Source organism: Serratia ficaria, assembly GCF_900187015.1.
In the GTDB taxonomy this organism is placed as follows: domain Bacteria; phylum Pseudomonadota; class Gammaproteobacteria; order Enterobacterales; family Enterobacteriaceae; genus Serratia; species Serratia ficaria.
The window spans coordinates 4563210-4581782 of record NZ_LT906479.1 but is presented as its reverse complement, the minus strand read 5'-3'; the positions used below and the strand labels follow the sequence as shown (position 1 = coordinate 4581782).

At 60.5% G+C, this 18573-nt stretch carries 22 protein-coding genes; 4 read left to right on the top strand and 18 right to left on the bottom strand.

Translation table 11 applies throughout. The annotated features are described in order from the left end of the window. Positions 1-32: 32 nt before the first annotated feature. The 11 genes from CKW09_RS21470 to CKW09_RS21420 all read right to left on the bottom strand — a co-directional run bounded on the left by CKW09_RS21470 (position 33) and on the right by CKW09_RS21420 (position 7555). On the bottom strand, positions 33-1019 hold the full coding sequence (locus CKW09_RS21470; protein WP_095099371.1) for a glutathione S-transferase family protein: 987 nt from the start codon (positions 1017-1019) through the stop codon (positions 33-35). An 83-nt stretch (positions 1020-1102) separates the two neighbouring features. Further along, positions 1103-1498, bottom strand: coding sequence for a DoxX family protein (locus CKW09_RS21465; protein WP_061797151.1), 396 nt, complete (start codon positions 1496-1498; stop codon positions 1103-1105). 294 nt (positions 1499-1792) lie between these two features. Beyond that, positions 1793-2080 (bottom strand): YqjK-like family protein, encoded by a 288-nt coding sequence (locus CKW09_RS21460; RefSeq protein WP_095099368.1) that lies wholly within the window; start codon positions 2078-2080, stop codon positions 1793-1795. Then, positions 2077-2478, bottom strand: a complete 402-nt coding sequence (locus CKW09_RS21455; protein ID WP_095099365.1) for a phage holin family protein — start codon at positions 2476-2478, stop codon at positions 2077-2079. Before CKW09_RS21455 ends, CKW09_RS21460 begins: the two co-directional genes overlap by 4 nt. Positions 2479-2480: 2 nt before the next feature. Next, entirely contained in the window at positions 2481-2786 is a 306-nt protein-coding gene (locus CKW09_RS21450; protein ID WP_061797155.1) for a DUF883 family protein, read from the bottom strand. A 164-nt stretch (positions 2787-2950) separates the two neighbouring features. Further along, positions 2951-3322: a DUF1090 domain-containing protein gene (locus CKW09_RS21445; RefSeq protein WP_095099362.1), complete on the bottom strand. Its 372-nt coding sequence runs from the start codon at positions 3320-3322 to the stop codon at positions 2951-2953. Between the two features lie 220 nt (positions 3323-3542). Continuing rightward, a complete protein-coding gene (gene mzrA, locus CKW09_RS21440) occupies positions 3543-3914 on the bottom strand; it encodes an EnvZ/OmpR regulon moderator MzrA (RefSeq protein ID WP_061797159.1) in 372 nt (123 codons plus the stop codon). Continuing rightward, positions 3914-4594 (bottom strand): DedA family protein, encoded by a 681-nt coding sequence (locus CKW09_RS21435; protein ID WP_061797160.1) that lies wholly within the window; start codon positions 4592-4594, stop codon positions 3914-3916. Before CKW09_RS21435 ends, mzrA begins: the two co-directional genes overlap by 1 nt. A gap of 134 nt (positions 4595-4728) precedes the next feature. Beyond that, on the bottom strand, positions 4729-5175 hold the full coding sequence (locus tag CKW09_RS21430) for a hypothetical protein (protein ID WP_073970291.1): 447 nt from the start codon (positions 5173-5175) through the stop codon (positions 4729-4731). A gap of 186 nt (positions 5176-5361) precedes the next feature. Then, positions 5362-6138, bottom strand: coding sequence for a transcriptional regulator ExuR (gene exuR, locus CKW09_RS21425; RefSeq protein WP_095099359.1), 777 nt, complete (start codon positions 6136-6138; stop codon positions 5362-5364). Between the two features lie 118 nt (positions 6139-6256). Beyond that, entirely contained in the window at positions 6257-7555 is a 1299-nt protein-coding gene (locus CKW09_RS21420) for an MFS transporter (RefSeq protein ID WP_061797163.1), read from the bottom strand. 307 nt (positions 7556-7862) lie between these two features. Between CKW09_RS21420 and uxaC the strand changes: the two genes are divergently transcribed. The 3 genes from uxaC (at position 7863) to CKW09_RS21405 (ending at position 11420) form a co-directional block, all read left to right on the top strand. Beyond that, the gene (gene uxaC, locus CKW09_RS21415; RefSeq protein WP_061797164.1) at positions 7863-9275 is read left to right on the top strand and encodes a glucuronate isomerase; all 1413 of its coding nucleotides are present in this window, start codon (positions 7863-7865) and stop codon (positions 9273-9275) included. A 20-nt stretch (positions 9276-9295) separates the two neighbouring features. Beyond that, complete coding sequence (locus tag CKW09_RS21410; RefSeq protein ID WP_095099356.1) at positions 9296-10786, top strand: UxaA family hydrolase; 1491 nt, start codon at positions 9296-9298, stop codon at positions 10784-10786. 73 nt (positions 10787-10859) lie between these two features. Continuing rightward, positions 10860-11420, top strand: coding sequence for a YgjV family protein (locus CKW09_RS21405; protein WP_061797166.1), 561 nt, complete (start codon positions 10860-10862; stop codon positions 11418-11420). A gap of 3 nt (positions 11421-11423) precedes the next feature. Here the strand turns inward: CKW09_RS21405 and sstT are convergent, their stop codons facing one another. The 7 genes from sstT to CKW09_RS21370 all read right to left on the bottom strand — a co-directional run bounded on the left by sstT (position 11424) and on the right by CKW09_RS21370 (position 17184). Continuing rightward, entirely contained in the window at positions 11424-12659 is a 1236-nt protein-coding gene (sstT, locus tag CKW09_RS21400; RefSeq protein ID WP_061797168.1) for a serine/threonine transporter SstT, read from the bottom strand. Positions 12660-12928: 269 nt separating this feature from the next. Then, the gene (locus tag CKW09_RS21395; protein WP_115939816.1) at positions 12929-13900 is read right to left on the bottom strand and encodes a TerC family protein; all 972 of its coding nucleotides are present in this window, start codon (positions 13898-13900) and stop codon (positions 12929-12931) included. Between the two features lie 384 nt (positions 13901-14284). Further along, the gene (locus CKW09_RS21390; RefSeq protein ID WP_095099353.1) at positions 14285-15016 is read right to left on the bottom strand and encodes a glutamine amidotransferase; all 732 of its coding nucleotides are present in this window, start codon (positions 15014-15016) and stop codon (positions 14285-14287) included. Position 15017: 1 nt separating this feature from the next. Beyond that, on the bottom strand, positions 15018-15998 hold the full coding sequence (locus CKW09_RS21385; RefSeq protein WP_095099350.1) for a Gfo/Idh/MocA family protein: 981 nt from the start codon (positions 15996-15998) through the stop codon (positions 15018-15020). Between the two features lie 52 nt (positions 15999-16050). Continuing rightward, positions 16051-16563: a M48 metallopeptidase family protein gene (locus CKW09_RS21380; protein WP_095099347.1), complete on the bottom strand. Its 513-nt coding sequence runs from the start codon at positions 16561-16563 to the stop codon at positions 16051-16053. Further along, the gene (locus CKW09_RS21375; protein ID WP_015379150.1) at positions 16556-16879 is read right to left on the bottom strand and encodes a HigA family addiction module antitoxin; all 324 of its coding nucleotides are present in this window, start codon (positions 16877-16879) and stop codon (positions 16556-16558) included. The genes CKW09_RS21380 and CKW09_RS21375 overlap by 8 nt, the downstream gene beginning before the upstream one ends. 14 nt (positions 16880-16893) lie before the next feature. Beyond that, on the bottom strand, positions 16894-17184 hold the full coding sequence (locus CKW09_RS21370; RefSeq protein WP_061797174.1) for a type II toxin-antitoxin system RelE/ParE family toxin: 291 nt from the start codon (positions 17182-17184) through the stop codon (positions 16894-16896). Between the two features lie 230 nt (positions 17185-17414). On the opposite strand from CKW09_RS21370, the gene rlmG reads away from it, so the two are divergent. Continuing rightward, a complete protein-coding gene (gene rlmG, locus CKW09_RS21365) occupies positions 17415-18554 on the top strand; it encodes a 23S rRNA (guanine(1835)-N(2))-methyltransferase RlmG (RefSeq protein ID WP_095099344.1) in 1140 nt (379 codons plus the stop codon). Positions 18555-18573 lie beyond the last annotated feature (19 nt).

Here is an 18573-nt window from a genome sequence, read left to right as displayed (position 1 = left end):
ATCCCCTTGCCGTTGCGGCAAGGGGATATCCGCTAGCGGAAGCGCAGATCGCGGCCGTGCGGCTCATCCAGATCCTGCGCCGGCCCGATGGAAATAATGCCGTGCGGGTTGATGGTGGCGTGGCTGCGGTAGTAGTGGTTGCGGATATGCGGCAGGCTGACCGTCTCGGCGATGCCCGGCATCTGGTAGATGTCGCGCAGGAAGCCGTACAGGTTGAGATAGTCGCTGATGCGGTGTTGGTCGCACTTGAAGTGGGTGACGTACACCGGATCGAAGCGCACCAGCGTGGTCCACAGCCGCAGGTCGGCCTCGGTCAGGCGGTCGCCGGTCAGATAACGATGTTGCCCCAGGATCTGCTCCAGCCGCTCCAGCGCGGTGAATACCCCGTTGACCGCCTCGTCGTAGGCCGCCTGACTGGTGGCGAAACCGGCCTTGTACACCCCATTGTTCACCCGATCGTAGATCCAGCCGTTCAGCTCATCTATCTTGCCGCGCAGTTCGGTCGGATAGTAATCGCCGGCGCGGGCGCCCGCGCCGTCGAAGGCGCTGTTGAACATGCGGATGATATCGGCGGACTCGTTGCTGACGATGGTCTGTTGCCGTTTGTCCCACAGCACCGGCACGGTGACGCGCCCGGTGTAATGGCGATCGGCGCGCAGGTAGAGCTGGTAAAGGAAGTCTGAGTTATACAATCGGTCGCCGGTCGCCTCGGGAAAATCTTTGCCGAAGGCCCAGCCGTTTTCCAGCATCAGCGGATGCACCACCGAGACCGGAACGATCTGTTCCAGCCCTTTCAGCTGGCGCAGCAGCAGGGTGCGGTGCGCCCAGGGGCAGGCGAGGGAAACGTACAGGTGATAACGGTCCGGTTCGGCGTTAAAACCGCCGGCGCCGTGTTCGCCCGGCTGGCCGTCGGCGGTCACCCAATTGCGGAACTGGGCGGTTGAGCGTTTGAAACGGCCGCCGGTAGATTGGGTGTCATACCAGATGTCTTGCCAAACGCCATCGACGAGTTGTCCCATGGGAGTCTCCTTGGTGTGCGAGTTGAAAAGCAACAGGGTCCGGCAAGCCGGACCCTGAGCGCTAAACCTGAGTACAGTTTAGATTACCACTTCTTGTTCAGAATGCGGTCGATGCTGAAGCCGCCCGGGCCGGCTACCGCCAGCACGATGAAGCCGCCGGCGATGGTCAGGTTTTTCATGAACATCAAAGGGTTGACTTCGTTGGTAAAGTCGGTGTGGAACAGCAGCGCGGTCAGGATGGTGAAACCGGCGGTGAACAGCGCCACGGTGCGGGTCAGGAAGCCGAACAGGATCGCCAGACCGCCGCCGAACTCCAGCAGGATGGTCAGCGGCAGCAAGAAGCCAGGCACGCCCATCGATTGCATGTATTGTTGGGTGCCGGCATAGGCGTCACCCATTTTGCCGTAACCCGCCACGATAAACAGGATTGGCATCAAAATACGGGCAACCAGCAAACCTGCATCTTCTAATTTTTTCATCATCTACTCCAAAGTGGTGTGGTGCGCCTGTCCGGCGTTTGTCATGTCGAGGGGCGGTGTGCCGGGTATCTGGCCCGGCTTTGCCCGTGTCGTATTGATGGAGTGAATGTTAAGCGGGAAGTGCTCGGTTTGTTAGCAAGTAAAACTGTCGTAATTTTTCAAAAAATCTGAATCTTTAGCCTGCTAACAAATTGCCGATAATCAGCAGGTTGCCCGGCCCCCGTCGGCGGAACCTGTGAATTTGAGAAAAACCGGGGGCATAGCAACGAGAGAATTGAAGGAACTGCGGCGGCGTTACTTGGCGGAAAACGTCTTTTTGAACAAGCGAATAGCGCTCCAGGCGCCAAAGGCGCGGCGCGACCAGCGGATCATCTTGCTGGGGTGGCGAATGCCGTACAGCGCCATGACGCTGGAACCGAGCACCAGATAACGGCGCAGGCCGAACACCGTTTGCCAGCCGCGGTCGATGCGCTCGGTCTTTTCCAGCCACAGGGTTTTATTCTCGGCCAGATCCAGCCGCTGCTGCTGGATCTGCCGAATCAGCCTCGCTTTTTTCCATTCCAGATAGCGGCTGCGGCTCATTGATCGCCCTCCAGCTCGGCGCGGTCGATTTCCAGCTGTTTGCGCGTGGCGCCCAGCAGGGTGGTGCGACGGGCTTTGACCAGCGTCCAGAGGGTGCCGACCGCGGCCAGGAACAGCAGCACGCCGGTGGTGGCGCCCAGCGCCATCAGGCGATAGACCGGATCGATGGCCCAGAAGATCAGGATCAGCAGGCTCATCAGGCCGAAGGCGGTGAACAACAGGGTCATGCCGGCCATGATCAGCAGCTGGATGAGGTTGGCTTTCTCCTCTTCCAGCTCGACCACCGCCAAACGGACCCGGGTTTCGACCATGCCGACCAGCAGGGTGATGATGCGCTGGCCGATATCCAGGACCCCTTTGGCGGGGCCCTGAGCGCGAACTTGCGGTTGTTCAGCCATAATCAGCGGCGCGCGAGCAGAACGCCCAGCACTACGCCCACCGCAGCGCCGATGCCGATGCCGGTCCACGGATTATCACGCACGTAATCATCCGCCTGGCCGGCGATCTGCCTGGTCTGCGAAGCCAGCTTGTCCCCGGCGTCGCTCAGGCGGGCGCGGGTGTCTTTCAACCTGTCTTGTGCCTTTGAGCGCAGCTTTTCCAGCTCGGCTTTCGGCTTGTCGGTGGAAGAGTTCAGCACTTCTTCCAGCGTGTCGGCTAAGGACCTCAGTTCAGCGCGTAAGTTTTCTGCATTTGAATCATGTGCCATGTGATTAATTCCTTAACGTTAATTGCGACAGACTTTCAACATAGCGGATTTTTTCGCCGGAGCAAAGGGCTGATGGCTAGTCGATAAAACCAGTCATCGGTTTTATATATAGCAAAAATCCCGTGTGATGCGGCTCTCGGCGATAAATCCGCTGGTGTAAAAAATTATTCCGCCTGAGCCTGTTTCAGATCGGCCTGCGCTTCCGCCAGCTTTTGCTGTTTCTTGGCGACCTTTTCCAGGTTGCCGGTTTGCTGGGCGGCTTTCAGCTCTTGCTGACGTTCAGCAACCTTGCTTTGTTTTTCTTCGATTTTTTTCTGGTGATCGGCCTGCAGGCCCGCTTCGGTGCAGTTGCTCCGCACTTCGCTCAGCGCCTTTTTCAGCCCGGCCACGCGGTGGGTGTTGCCGTGCTGGGTGGCGTAGTCGATTTGCTGTTGGATGTCCTGTGCCTTGGCGGCGCAGCCGCCCTCCGCCGCAAACGACAGGGCCGGTAATGCGCATAAGGGGAGAGCCAGTAACAGTGAGTGGCGTAATTTCATGGGTCGGTTCCTTGTTAGTGGGATGCATTGGTACGCATCCGCCTTTCCTGACTGCCGCCGTCGGCAGTGCGACAGGGGACTGCCGGGCCGACTGACGCTAACCTTCAGCATAGTCGTGAAACCTGCAGATCCCCAAAGAATCAGCCGAAATCCGCGATTGACTGATTAATTATCGAACAAAAAGCGCAAGTGAAAGGAAACCCCTTCAGGTGAAGGGGTATTATCCCAGATTGAGCGGGGAACGTGCAAATTCGCGTACCCAATGCGAGGGCACGGGGGCTTCGCTCAGCGCGATGCTGTAGCCGGGGGGAAGGATCGTCTGCAGCGCTTCGCGCGCCAGCAGCTGCTGTTCCGGCGAATCCAGGCGGATCACCAGGCCGTCGCCTTCCGGCGTGATGCTCTTGATGCGAATGCCGCGCGCGTCCAGGCGCTGGTAGACGTAAAAACCGTCCGGCAGCGACAGGCCTTGCTGATTGGCGCGGATGCGCAGCTCGCTCTCGGTGCGCACCATGCAGGGCACCAGCAGCGTGGCCAGCGCCAGCAGGGCGAGGGCGATCAACAGAACGTATTGCCAGCGCGGACGCTTCGTCATCACGCCCCTTTCTCCGGGTTCTGGCTGTCCGCGCGCTTTTTGCGCCACAGCACAATCAGCGAGCCGACCAGCCCGACCACCAGCAGCACCAACGGCAGCAGCATCAGGCAGAACATCAGCTGGTCTTCATATTTGCGGAACACCGGGGTTTTGCCCAGCGCGAAGCCCAGCGAAGTCAGGATCAGCACCCACAGCAGGCCGCTCATCCAGTTGAAGAACTGGAAGCGCGCGTTGCTCAGGCCGGACAGGCCGGCGATGGTCGGCAACAGGGTGCGCACGAAGGCCAGGAAGCGGCCGACCAACAGCGCGGAAAGCCCGTGGCGGTGGAACAGCTGATGGGCGCGCTGGTGGTAGTGGGCCGGCAGGTGCGACAGCCAACCCTGCACCGTGCGCGTGTTGCCGAGCCACTTGCCCTGTATGTAACTGACCCAGCACCCCAGGCTGGCGGCGACGGTGAGGATCAGGATGGTCAGCGGAAAATTCATGGTGCCTTTGGCGATCAGCACGCCCACCAGGATCAGCAGGCTGTCGCCCGGCAGGAAGGCCGCCGGCAGCAGGCCGTTTTCTAAAAACAGGATCATAAACAGCAGGATATACAGCGTCCACACCAGCGAAGGGTTCGCCAACGTTTCAAAATCCTGCTGCCATAAGGCATGTATCAGTTCTTTAATGATGTCCATCCGGTGTTCCTAAAACGTCATTGTTTGTTTTTTCAGCGGCGGAGCGGACGTGGCCTGGAAGCGCGCGGCGATCCTGAGTGCTGATAACGATGAAACGGCGTTGCTTTTAAGGGTTCTAATCGGTGCGACACCGGTCATATGTGGTAAGTCAGCGTGCCACGGTACTGCATGTTACTTTCTTTCCAGCCGCCCTGCCTGCTCTGTTGAGGTGAGGAGTGCAGCGTCCAGTCGACCTGAGAAAGTCGGTTTGGCGCCGGGGCGTCCTGGCGGGGAGTGCGGATTCGGTGGCCCAGTTCCGCAGCCAGGGTATAGGCCGGAACTAACTGGGCGGAGGCAAGCAGCGAGCCGGGGAAAGAGTGCGCCCTGGGCAGCAGCAGCGGCAATTTGCCGGGAACCTTGCGGCCTGCTTCAGCCGGCGATCGATAAACCTGATCATAGGGGGAAAGCACCGGATCCGCCAGCGAAGGCAGGCTGCTCAGTGCGCTCGGGGTAGGCTTGGGTGACGCCAGACATAGCTTTTGGCCGGAGACCGAACCGGTCCAGCAACAAAGAGCAATAAGCATGGCAAACAACCAGCGCATGTATTCGCGTTCCGCCCCCGCAGCAATGGGTAAAAAAGTGGGCTAACTCTACCAAAATAGCACGATTGGCAACAGGGAAATCTATGTTGCCGGAGGTGAAATATTACACGGCAAACGGCCGTTCCGGCATCGATTCAGCGGATTTTACATTACCTGACATAACCCGACGGTTTTTGACCGCCTGGGTCATTTATGTTCGCCGCCGATCCCGTCCAGATGCACCACCGGATTCTCGGCGAACAGGTAGCGATCGGCATTGTATTCGAAGTCATCGCTGGTGGCGTTGAACAGCATCTGCTTGGTGTTCTCGAGGTGTTGCCACATCGCCAGCTTGGCGGCGTAGGGGTCCTTGCGCATCAGCGCCTTGAGGATCTGATCGTGATCGTCGCACCAGCTGGCGATCGAACGCTCGTCGATATGCTCGTGCAGTTTTATCCAGTAGGGGTTGTTCACCCGCTGCACCCACATTTTCTCCACGATGGTGGCCATGGCGGTATTCTGGGTGGCCAGCGCCACCTGCACGTGGAATTTCAGATCCCACTGCGAGTCGCGGAAGCGGTCTTCCTTGCGGGCGTGCTCCTGGATCTCCATCAGCTGCACGATATCCTGCTTGGTCACCTGGGTGGCGGCGAATTCGGCGATGTTGCTCTCGATCAGCTGGCGCGCCTGCAGCAGCTCGAAGGGCCCGGCGGTCGCGAATTCAATGCTGTCGCCCGGCACCACCAGGTGCTTTTGCTGGTTGGATACCACGTGGATCCCGGAGCCCTTGCGCACGTCGACGTAGCCTTCCACTTCCAGCATGATGATGGCTTCGCGCACCACGGTGCGGCTGACGTTCATCTCCTCGGCGATGTATCGCTCGGCCGGCAGCTTGTCGCCTACCGGGTAGCGGCCGCTTTCGATGCGTTGTTTTAGCTCGGCGGCCAGTTGCTGATACAGGCGTCGGGTTTCAGTGAATTCCATAGTGAATGCTCTATAGGGTGCGGTGGGAAGGGGCACAGGGCCAACAGATTTGTTATACCACTTATTCGGCGGTGCTGCCAGTGGCTGAAGGGGCCCGGCGCGGCGGCCGGGCGGGGGATCAGCTGCGCGCCGGGGCCGGCTGCAGCGCGGCTTCGTCCGGCTGGGCGGCGGGGCGGTTTTGCAGCACCGTCCAGATAACGATCGCGCCGAGAATATCGAACACCGACAGCGCGGCGAACAGCGGGCTGAAGCCCAGGGTGTCGGCCAGCGCGCCGACCACCAGGGCGAACAGGGTGCTCGCCGTCCAGGCCGCCATGCCGGTCAGGCCGTTGGCGGTCGCCACTTCGTTGCGGCCGAACACGTCTGAAGACAGCGTGATCAGCGCGCCGGACAGCGCCTGGTGGGCGAATCCGCCGACGCACAGCAGCGCGATGGCGGCGTAAGGGCTGGTGAACAGGCCAATCATGCCGGGGCCGATCATCAGCACCGCCCCCATCGTCACCACCAGCTTGCGCGAGACGATCAGGTTGACCTTGAAATATTTCTGGAACAGCGGCGGCAGGTAGCCGCCGACGATGCAGCCGAGATCGGCGAACAGCATCGGCATCCAGGCGAACATGGCGATCTCTTTCAGGTTAAAGCCGTAGGCTTTGAACATGAACAGCGGGATCCAGGCGTTGAAGGTACCCCAGGCCGGTTCAGCCAGAAAGCGCGGCAGCGCGATGCCCCAGAACTGGCGGTTGCGCAGGATCTGCCAGGCGGACATTTTTTTGGCATTGCTGGTTTGATGCTGCGCCTCCTGGCCCGCCAGAATGTAATCGCGCTCCTCGTCGCTCAGCTTCTGCTGATCTTTCGGATGCTTGTAGAAAATCAGCCAGCAGATGGCCCAGATCAGGCTCAGCACGCCGGTGATGATGAACGCCATCTCCCAGCTGTGCGCCACTATCGCCCATACCACCAACGGCGGGGCGATCATGCCGCCGATCGACGAACCGACGTTGAAATACCCCACGGCGATCGACCGTTCCCTGGCGGGGAACCACTCGCTGCTGGCCTTCAGCCCGGCGGGGATCATCGCCGCTTCGGCCATGCCGACCGCGCCGCGCGCCAGCGCCAGCCCGCCCCAGCTGTTGGCCAGCGCGGTGCCCATGCAGAATATCGCCCACAGAATGGCGAACATCGCGTAGCCGACCTTGGTGCCGAGCACGTCCAGCACGTAGCCCGCCACCGGCTGCATCACCGTATAACAGGCTGAGTAGGCGGCGACGATATAGGAATACTGCTGCGTGGTGATATGCAGGGTGCCTTCCAGCGTCGGCGCCGCGACGGCGATGGCGTTGCGCGTCAGGTAGCCCAACACGGTGCCGACGGTCACCAGCCCAATCATGTACCAGCGTAAGCCTTTAATTTTACGCATGCGAAATGTCTCCCAGTCTTGAATATGCGCGGCCGAAGGTACGGCGGAGTGGCGAGACAATAACTTGTCATACAGATTTAAAAGTTGAGTGACATCACAAAAGCCATTTTTCAATTGGGTAATAATATTCACGGCGCGATACTGCGTTATTGGCGTGGTTTTGCCGAAAAAACGACCGTTACTGCGGTTGGAGGCGCCTGTTTATGACGGCTACGGCAAAATTTTGCTGGACGCCCGGTTGAATTGGTGTGATAACTTTTGCGCATTGACCCCGGTACCGAACGGCAAGCAAGGTGAGGAGCCTGATATGGCGACGTTTTTAAGCGAAGACTTTCTGCTGGACAGCGAATTTGCCCGGCGCTTGTATCACGATTACGCGGCGGACCAGCCGATCTTTGACTATCACTGCCATTTGCCGCCGGAACAGATCGCCGAAAACACCCGTTTCAGCAACCTGTACGATATCTGGCTGAAGGGCGATCACTATAAATGGCGCGCGATGCGCACCAACGGCGTGGCCGAACGCCTGTGCACCGGCGATGCCGGCGATCGCGAGAAATTCGACGCCTGGGCCGCCACCGTGCCGCATACCATCGGCAATCCGCTGTACCACTGGACCCATCTGGAGCTGCGCCGGCCGTTCGGCATCACCGGCACGCTGCTTTCTCCGGCGACGGCGGACGACATCTGGCAACGCGGCAACGCGCTGCTGGCGCAGGACGATTTCCGCGCGCGCGGCATCATGCAGCAGATGAAGGTGAAAATGGTCGGCACCACCGACGATCCGATCGACGATCTGCGTCATCACCGGGCGATTGCCGAAGATCGGAGTTTCGACATCAGGGTGCTGCCGAGCTGGCGGCCGGACAAGGCGTTCAATATCGACGCGCCGGGCTTCAACGATTATCTGCAGCGGCTGGAAGCGGCGGCGGACCTCAGCATCGGCCGCTTCGGCGCGCTGTGCGACGCATTGAAAAAACGCATGGACCACTTCGCCGCGCACGGCTGCAAGGTGGCCGACCACGCGCTGGACGTGGTGGTGTATGGCGAAGCCGACGAAGCGGCGCTGGACGCGATCCTCAGCCGCCGCCTGAGCGGCACGCTGCCGACGCCGGCGCAGAGCGCGCAGTTCAAAAGCGCGGTGCTGCTGTTTTTGGCCGGCGAATACCGGCGCCGGGAATGGGTGCAGCAGTACCACATCGGCGCGCTGCGCAACAACAACAGCCGCATGCTGGCCAGCGTAGGGCCGGATATCGGTTTCGATTCGATCAACGACCGGCCGCTGGCGGAGCCGCTGTCGCGTCTGCTGGACGCCCAGGCGCGCCAGGGCGGCCTGCCGAAAACCATCCTCTACTGCCTCAACCCGCGCGACAACGAAGTGATCGGCACCATGGTCGGCAACTTCCAGGGGGAAGGCACGCCGGGCAAGATGCAGTTTGGCTCCGGCTGGTGGTTCAACGATCAGAAAGACGGCATGCAGCGCCAGATGACGCAGCTGGCGCAGCTCGGCCTGCTGAGCCGCTTCGTCGGCATGCTGACCGACAGCCGCAGCTTTTTGTCCTATACGCGCCATGAGTATTTCCGCCGCATTCTCTGCCAGATGATCGGCCGCTGGGTGGCCGACGGCGAAGCGCCGGCCGACATCGCGCTGCTCGGCGAAATGGTGAAAAACATCTGCTTCGACAATGCCAAAAACTATTTCGCCATTGAACTGGCGTAGCCGCTGCCCAAGGTTGGTTTATGCAAAGCATCGTAAAAATTCATTCACAAGATAATGTGGCGGTAGCGCTGCGCGATCTGGCGGCCGGCGAGTCGCTGACGCTGGCCGAGCTGGCGATCCGGCTGCCGCAGCCGGTGGCGCGCGGGCACAAGTTTGCGCTGCGGCCGATCGCCGAAGGCGAGGATATCATCAAGTACGGTCTGCCTATCGGCCATGCGCTGACGGCCATTGCGCCGGGCGAACACATTCATTCGCAGAACGCCAAAACCAACCTGAGCGATCTGGACAACTATCAGTATCAGCCGCAGTTTCCTGCGCTGCCGCCGCAGGCGGCGGATCGCGAGGTGCAGCTGTACCGGCGCGCCAACGGCGAGGTGGGCATCCGCAACGAACTGTGGATTGTGCCGACCGTCGGCTGCGTCAACGGCATCGCCCGCCAGATCCAGCAACGTTTCCTGAAGGAAACGCAGGAAGCGGCGGGGATCGACGGCGTGCATCTGTTCAGCCACCCGTTTGGCTGTTCGCAGCTGGGGCAGGATCATGAAAATACCCGTACCATGCTGCAAAATATGGTGCGCCACCCCAACGCCGGCGCGGTGCTGGTGATTGGCCTGGGCTGTGAGAACAACCAGGTGGACGCCTTCCGCGCGACGCTGGGGATGGAGGACGAGCAGCGGGTGCGCTTTATGGTCTGCCAGCAGCAGGACGACGAGGTCGAGGCCGGGCTGGCGTTGCTGCATGCGCTGTACCGGGAGATGCGCGACGATCGGCGCGTGGCGGGAACGCTGAGCGAGCTGAAGTTCGGCCTGGAATGCGGCGGCTCCGACGGCCTGTCCGGCATCACCGCCAACCCGCTGCTGGGGCGTTTTTCCGACTATGTGATCGCCAACGGCGGCACTACGGTACTGACCGAGGTGCCCGAGATGTTCGGCGCCGAACGCATTTTGATGAGCCGTTGCCGCGATCGGGCGACCTTCGACAAAACCGTCAGCATGGTCAACGACTTCAAGCGGTATTTTATCGCTCACCAGCAGCCGATTTACGAGAACCCTTCGCCGGGCAACAAGGCCGGCGGCATCACCACGCTCGAAGAGAAGTCGCTCGGCTGCACCCAGAAGGCGGGGCAGAGCCAGGTGGTGGACGTGCTGAAATACGGCGAGCGGCTGCGTCGGCCGGGGCTGAATCTGCTTAGCGCACCGGGCAACGATGCGGTGGCGACCAGCGCGCTGGCCGGCGCCGGCTGCCATATGGTGCTGTTCAGCACCGGGCGCGGCACGCCGTATGGCGGCTTCGTGCCGACGGTCAAGCTGGCCACCAACAGCGAACTGGCGGCGAAAAAGCCGCACTGGATCGATTTCGACGCCGGCAGCCTGATCCACGGCACGCCGATGGACAGCCTGCTGACGCAGTTCGTCGACCTGATCGTCGCGATCGCCAACGGCCGGCCGGCCTGCAATGAAGCGAACGATTTCCGTGAGTTGGCGATTTTTAAAAGCGGGGTGACATTGTAAAGCCGCCGCGGCGGGAGTAACATAAAACGGCGTTTCACTTTCTATGTTGCCCTCTCCCGCTGCAGGATCCTTCATGACGTTTTATTGGTTTGCTCAGGCCGTTGGCGTGCTGGCTTTTTTGGTTGGCATCACCAGCTTTTTCAACCGCGATGACCAGCGCTTCAAGCTGCAGCTGTCGGGCTACAGCCTGATCATCGGCATCCATTTCTTCCTGATGGGCGCCAGCGCCGCCGGCAGCAGCGCGTTGCTCAGCGCCTGCCGCAATCTGGTTTCCATGCGCACCCGCAGCCTGTGGGTGATGTGGCTGTTTATCGGCCTGACGCTGACTATCGGCCTGACGCGCTTTCAGCACGCCATCGAACTGCTGCCGATCTTCGGCACCTCAATCAGCACCTACGCGCTGTTCCGCACCCGCGGCCTGACCACCCGCTGCGTGATGTGGTGCTCCACCGCCTGCTGGGTGACGCATAATGTTTGGCTGGGGTCGATCGGCGGCTCGCTGATTGAGGGCAGCTTCCTGCTCATGAACGGCTTCAATATCATTCGCTTCCGCCGCCTGCAGCTGCGCGGCATCGACCCTTTTGCGGTCGAAAAAAAGGCGCCCCCCGAGGAGCGCCTTGCGGAACAGCGTTAGTGATTAACGCACTTTCAGCGGATCTTCATTCGCCAGGCGCTGATCTTCCGCCTGGCAGGCCGCGGCGGTAAACAGCACGTCGGTGGAGGAGTTGAGGGCGGTTTCCGCCGAATCCTGCAGCACGCCGATGATAAAGCCGACCGCCACCACCTGCATCGCCACGTCGTTTGGAATGCCGAACATGTTGCACGCCAGCGGGATCAGCAGCAGCGAACCGCCGGCCACGCCGGAGGCGCCACAGGCGCAGAGCGCGGCCACCACGCTCAACAGCAGGGCGGTCGGCACGTCGACCGCGATGCCCAGGGTGTGCACCGCCGCCAGGGTCAGTACGGTGATGGTGATCGCCGCGCCGGCCATATTGATGGTGGCGCCCAGCGGAATGGATACCGAATAGGTGTCTTCGTTCAGGTTCAGCTTCCTGCACAGCTCCATGTTCACCGGAATGTTGGCGGCCGAGCTGCGGGTGAAGAAGGCGGTCACGCCGCTTTCGCGCAGGCAGGCGAACACCAGCGGATAGGGGTTGCGGCGGATCTTCCAGTAAACGATCAGCGGGTTCAGCACCAGCGCCACCAACAGCATGCAGCCGATCAGTACCATCAGCAGCTGGGCATAGCCCCACAGCGCGCCAAAACCGGTCTCCGCCAGCGTCGAGGCCACCAGGCCGAAAATGCCCAGCGGCGCGCAACGGATCACCGCGCGCACCACCAGGGTGACCGCATTCGACATGTCGTTGATCAGCGCTTTGGTGGTGTCGGAAGCGTGGCGCAGCGCCAGCCCCAACCCGACGGCCCAGGCCAGGATACCGATATAGTTGGCGTTGATCAGCGCGTGGAACGGGTTGGCCACCACGCTCATCAGCAGGCCTTTCAGCACCTCCACGATGCCGCCGGGCGGGTTGACGTCGGCGTTGCCGGTCACCAGCGCCAGATTGGAAGGGAAGATAAAGCTGACGCCGACCGCCACCAGCGCCGCGGCGAAGGTACCCAGCAGGTAGAGGAACAGGATCGGGCGGATATTGGTCTTTTGGCCGTGTTTATGGTTGGCTATCGAGGCCATCACCAAAATCAGCACCAGCACCGGCGCCACCGCTTTCAGCGCGCCGACGAACAGGGCGCCGAGCAGCCCCACCGCCGATGCCGCCGCCGGCGAGATCAGCGCCAGGATAATGCCGGCCACCAGGCCGACCATGATTTGTTTGACCAGGCTGCCCTGTATGATCCTTTGTAGTAATTTTTGCATGATGCGTTGTCTTCCCGATGATGTTGCGTACAGACTTTTTCACCTCGGCGCGAACGTCGCCGGGCGTCTTTATGTGCATCTGTAACCAAGTGTGTTTGCCGAATCAGTATTCAGCAATTGGATGGGTATGGAAAGGGGGCAAGGGGAAATTCTGAGCGCGGATCAACTCTTGATAACATACTGGTTACATTTGTGTGATCGCAATAACATTTGGCGTTTCGGGCGAATTGCCAAACAATCACGGGGCGGCTAGCGCCCCGGATAACAGATTATGGCGATTTCTTCGCCAGTCGATCGTTGCGACGGTTAACCCAGGCGTTGATCGCCAGCGTCAGCGTCAGAATGCCGGCCACTACGCCCAGCGATATGCCGATCGGGATATGGAAGAAGTCGATAATCAGCATCTTGATGCCGATAAACACCAGGATCACCGACAGACCGTACTTCAGCATCGAGAAACGCTCCGCCACGCTGGCCAGCAAGAAGTACATGGCGCGCAGCCCCATGATGGCGAACAGGTTGGAGGTCAGCACGATAAACGGATCGGTGGTGACGGCGAAGATAGCCGGAATGCTGTCGACCGCGAAGATCACGTCGCTCAGCTCCACCAGGATCAGCACCAGCACCAGCGGGGTGGCGAACAGGATGCCGTTGCGGCGCACGAAGAAGCGCTCGCCCTCCAGGTTGTCGGTCATGCGCAGGTGGCTGCGCAGCCATTTCACCAGCGGCTTGTCGCCAATCGCCGAATCATCTTCCTTCGCCAGCGCCATCTTGATGCCGGTAAACAGCAGGAAGGCGCCGAACAGGTACAGCAGCCACTGGAATTGGGACACCAACCAGCTGCCGGCGAAGATCATGATGGTGCGCAGCACGATAGCGCCCAATACGCCGAAGATCAGCACCCGCCGTTGCAGATTGGCCGGTACGGCGAAATAGCTGAACAGCATCAGCCAGACGAATACGTTATCGACCGCCAGCGCTTTTTCGATCAGATAACCGGTCAGGAAGGCCAGCGCCTGGGTGTCGGCGACGGCGCGGCCGGCGGTTTCGTTCAGGTAGTACCAGAAAGCGAAGTTGAACAGCAGGGAGAGGCTGACCCACACCAGCGACCAGCTGGCGGCCTGCTTCAGCGTCATGGTGTGCGCGCCTTTACGGCCCTGCAGCAATAAATCGATTGCGAGCATCACGATTATGACGGCGGCGAAGCTGCCCCATAACCAAGGTGTGCCAACGGTATTCATCATCAGAGATATCCTTCAAAAACAAAAACGGCCAACGTCGGAAGACGCTAGCCGCTCTGTGAACGCTGCAAGCAAACCTCGCCTTCCGGCAAGGTCTCACTTACAACGTTGATGAAGGTTTGGGTAAACCTGTGACATCAGGTTGCCCGGTAACCGGATGCTTGCGCATCGTAATGACGATTGACCGGCAAGATACCCTTCGTCTTTCAAACCGCCGCCGCGTTGGCTGCCCTCTGTCACCCCAGTCACTTAGTCAGTCCAAGCTTCCGGGGACTCCTTCGGTTGCCGCCTTGCCGCACCTTGAAATCCATTGGGTATAAAAGTTACTCCCCTTTGCAGAGCAGAAAGTAATGCAAAATGTGTCGGCGGTCAACGTTTATCGCGCTAGCCGGCGAGGGCTTTTTGCGCCCCCAGGCTGACGACGAAGCCCTGCAGCAGCAGGCGGCTGAACGGGGTATCGCTAACCTGTTGCTGCTGCAGCCGATACGCTTCCCGCTGTTCGGGGTGCAGCTCGCCGAGCCAGTCCAGATACTGATGCATCACCGCGCCGTTGAATTCCGGATGAAACTGAGTGGTCAGCGCGCGATCGCCATAGCGCAGGATCTGACAGGCGTCCTGCCGAGAGCGGGCCAGCGGCTCTGCGCCGGCGGGCGGCGTCAGCACGCTCTGCGCGTGGATCAGATTGGCCTTGAAGCGCGGCGGCAGGAAGGCAAGCCGCCGATCGTTGGCCGCCGCGGGCAGCAGTTCAATTTCCAGCGTGCCGGCCTCCATGCCCTGCGGGTGATAACCGACTTCGCCGCCGAGCGCATAGGCCAGCAGCTGGTGGCCATAGCACACGCCAAACAGCGGCAGCGCGATCGACATCGCCTGCCGCAGCCAGTCGGCGGCCCGTTCGCTCCACGGCAGTTGCTCGGTCACCATCGCCGGCGAACCGGTGATCACCACGCCGCAATACTCCGTCGGCGGCAGCGGCAGTTCGCCGGACGGCAGGTGCACGATGTGCACGCGTTCGGCGCTGATATTCCCCTGTTGCAGGAACATGCCTTCAAAATTGGCCTGTTCCCGGCGAATGACGTCCGGCGCATCGCCGGTCTGCATCAACAGTAGCGGCTTCATCTCATTCTCCGTCGGCAGGGAACACCACGCCGGTCTGGCGGCGGATTTCGGTCAGCAGCCGGGCGACGATCAGCGAATTTTCCAGCCCCGGATGCTCCACCTGGTTTTTTTCCACCAGATCGGCGAAAGCCTCCGCCTCATACAGCATGGTGTTGATGTGCTGCGGCTGGGTCAGATCCTGGCGCTGGCCGCCGCGCGGGGTCAGCGCCACGCCCTGGCATTCGGATATCTTGTCGATGGTCAGCGTGCCTTCCTCTCCCTGGATCTCGCTCGGGATGTGCGAATCGCTGACCTTGGAGTGGGAAAGGGTAACGTCGAAATCGCCGTAGTTCAGGCAGACGGTGCCGTGGGCGTCAACGCCGGTTTCGAGCAGCGTCGCGCTGGCGATCGCCGACTGCGGCGCGCCGAACAGCGCCACGGCGCTGGCCAGGCAGTAGTAGCCGATGTCCATGATCGACCCGTTGGAGAACTGCGGGTTGAAGGTATTGGGGTTTTCACCGGCCAGATAGCGCGGGTAACGGGACGAGTACTGGCAATAGTTGATGAAGGCTTTGCGCAGCGGGCCGACTTTCGGCAGCGCTTGCCGCAAGCTCAGGAAATTCGGCAGATAGGCGCTTTTGAACGCCTCAAACAGCACCACCTGGTTTTCACGGGCGCAGGCCACCAGCCGTTCGGCTTCGCGCAGGTTGGACACCAGCGGCTTTTCGCAAATCACGTGCTTTTTATGCTGCAGGAACAGCAGCGATTGCGGGCAGTGCAGGGAATTGGGGCTGGCGATATACACCGCGTCTATGGCGTCGGACTGGGCCATCGCCTCCAGGGAATCAAAAAACAGATCGACGTGGTAGTTGGCGCCAAACGCCTGCGCCTGTTCCAGCCTGCGCGAATAGACCGCGCTCAGCTTCAGTTTGCCGCTTTCATGGGCGGCATCGATAAAACGTTCGGTAATCCAGTTGGTGCCGACGACGGCAAAGCGAATCATGACCAGCTCCGGTGCCCAAGCCTAAAAATTCAGATTATCACGCTCCAACTCGTTATGCATACAGCTTGCCGAACAGCGAGAGGTGGGTCAAATACAGCCGGGTATCGAACTCCAGCTGATGGTAGTTCGGCTCCATGTGGCAGCACAGGCTGTAGAACGCCTTGTTGTGATCTTTTTCCTTCAGGTGCGCCAGCTCGTGCACCACGATCATGCGCAGAAAGGGTTCGGGCGCCACTTTGAACACCGTCGCCACGCGGATTTCCGCCTTGGCCTTCAGCTTGCCGCCCTGCACGCGCGAAATGGCGGTATGCATGCCCAGCGCGTGTTTCATCACCTGGATCTTGCCGTCGTAGGCCACCTTGCTCAGCGGCTGCACATTGCGCAGGTACTGGTTTTTCAGATCGACGGTAAACTGATACAGCGACTTGTCGGTGGTGCAGTCATGCACCTGCGGGTAGCGCTGCAGCAGCACGTCGCCCAGCCGTTGCTGGTGGATAAGCTGTTGCACCTGGCTTTGCAGATGCGTTGGGTAGCCTTGCAGGTAAGCGAGCTCGATGTCATGCATGAGTGATATTGCGTCCCAGTATTTCTTTGATTGGCCGAAGCCGCACACGTTGCGCATCGGCCTGTCTGGCCTCCCAGCGATCGTGCGCCGCCTGCAGGTTCAGCCAAAAGTCGGCGGTCGTTTCGAACAGATCGGCAAACAGGTTGGCCTCGGCAACGCTCATGCGCCGATGCCCATTGCACAGGCGGTTAACGGTGGCGCGGGTAACGCCCAGTACCTTCGCCAGTTCTTCCTGGCCGATGCCCAACGGCGTTAAATACTCTTCCTGCAGCACTTCCCCCACCGTGGTGGGTTCGCGAGTCGTGGTTTCCAACATGGGGTCCCCCTCGTTCAGGTATCTTGGTGAGGATCGAGGTAAATTCTTTCAGCGGCATCATGCCGCCACTGGAACATCAGCCGCCAGTGCATATTAACGCGCAGACTTGACCATCCCTGAAACGGCCCCGACAGCCGCTTGTAATAGTTGCCCGTGGGGTGATGCAAATCGCGCTCTTGCTGCGCGGCCGCCAACATATCGAGCTTTCTGGCCAACTGCCGTTCGAGCATACCGGGAATCAGACGGCTGCGCATGCCTTCCAGATAGAACTGCTCCAGATAGCGATCGCGGAAAGATTTAATCATGCTTCCCCCTTCCATAGGGATTGGCAGTGTAACATTTAAAGTTACACCCCGTCAGGTTAAAAAAACGTCGACATGGACGTGCGGGCAAGGAAGGTTAATGTTGTTAAAGGGGAAAAGGGGCATGGGTTTTCAGATACGCGGCACAATACGCAATTTATCCGAAAAAACATTTTACTGACGGGCGTTTTTAGGGGATAAACAGCCCAAATTTTTATCAGTCAGGAGGGGCGATGAGCCAACTCGATCTGGGAACACAGCAACTTGAGCTGGAACGTTATCCCCAACAGGAAGAAGCCACCCAGTTGCAGGCGTGGGAAGCGGCGGATGAGTATCTGCTGCAACAGCTTGAAAACGTAGATATCGGCGGCCGCCCGGTGCTGATTTTCAACGACAATTTCGGCACCCTGGCCTGCGCATTGCACGCCCATCGGCCGTACAGCATCAGCGATTCCTACATGAGCCAGCTGGCGACGCGCCACAATCTGAAGCTCAACGAACGGGATCCCGAGCAGGTGCATCTGCTGGACAGCCTGGCCGAGCTGCCTGCGGCGCCGGCGGTGGTGCTGATCCGCATCCCCAAGGCGTTGGCGTTGCTGGAACAGCAACTGCGCGCACTGCGTGACGTGGTGACCCCGGATACGCTGATCGTCGCCGGCGCCAAGGCGCGCGACGTGCATACCTCGACCCTGCAGCTGTTCGAAAAGGTCCTGGGCCCAACCCGCACCAGCCTGGCGTGGAAAAAGGCGCGGCTGATTTACTGCCAGGCGGCGGACATCGTGCCGCCGGCGGCACCGGACACCACCAACTGGACGCTGGACGGCAGCGATTGGCTTATCCACAACCACGCCAACGTATTTTCGCGCGGCAGCCTGGATATCGGCGCTCGGTTGTTTATGGAGCATTTGCCGCACGGCCTGAACGGCCATATTGTCGATCTGGGCTGCGGCAACGGCGTGATTGGCCTGGTCGCGCTGCAGCAGAACCCGGAGGCGCAGGTGACCTTCGTCGATGAATCCTACATGGCGGTGGCTTCCAGCGAGCTGAACGTGGAGCACAACCTGCCGCAGGAGCTGGACCGCTGCCAGTTCGAGGTGAACAACTCGCTGGCGGGCATCGAGCGCGAAAGCGTGCAGGCGGTGCTGTGCAACCCGCCGTTCCACCAGCAGCACGCCATTACCGACCATACCGCCTGGCAGATGTTCTGCGACGCCAAGCGTTGCCTGCAGGTGGGCGGCGAACTGCGCATCGTCGGCAACCGCCATCTGGATTACCACCAGAAGCTGAAGCGTTTGTTCGGCAACTGCACCCTGGTGGCGTCCAACAAGAAGTTCGTGATACTGAAAGCGGTGAAATCCGGCGCGCGGCGCTGAGTGAACGAGGGGCGCAACG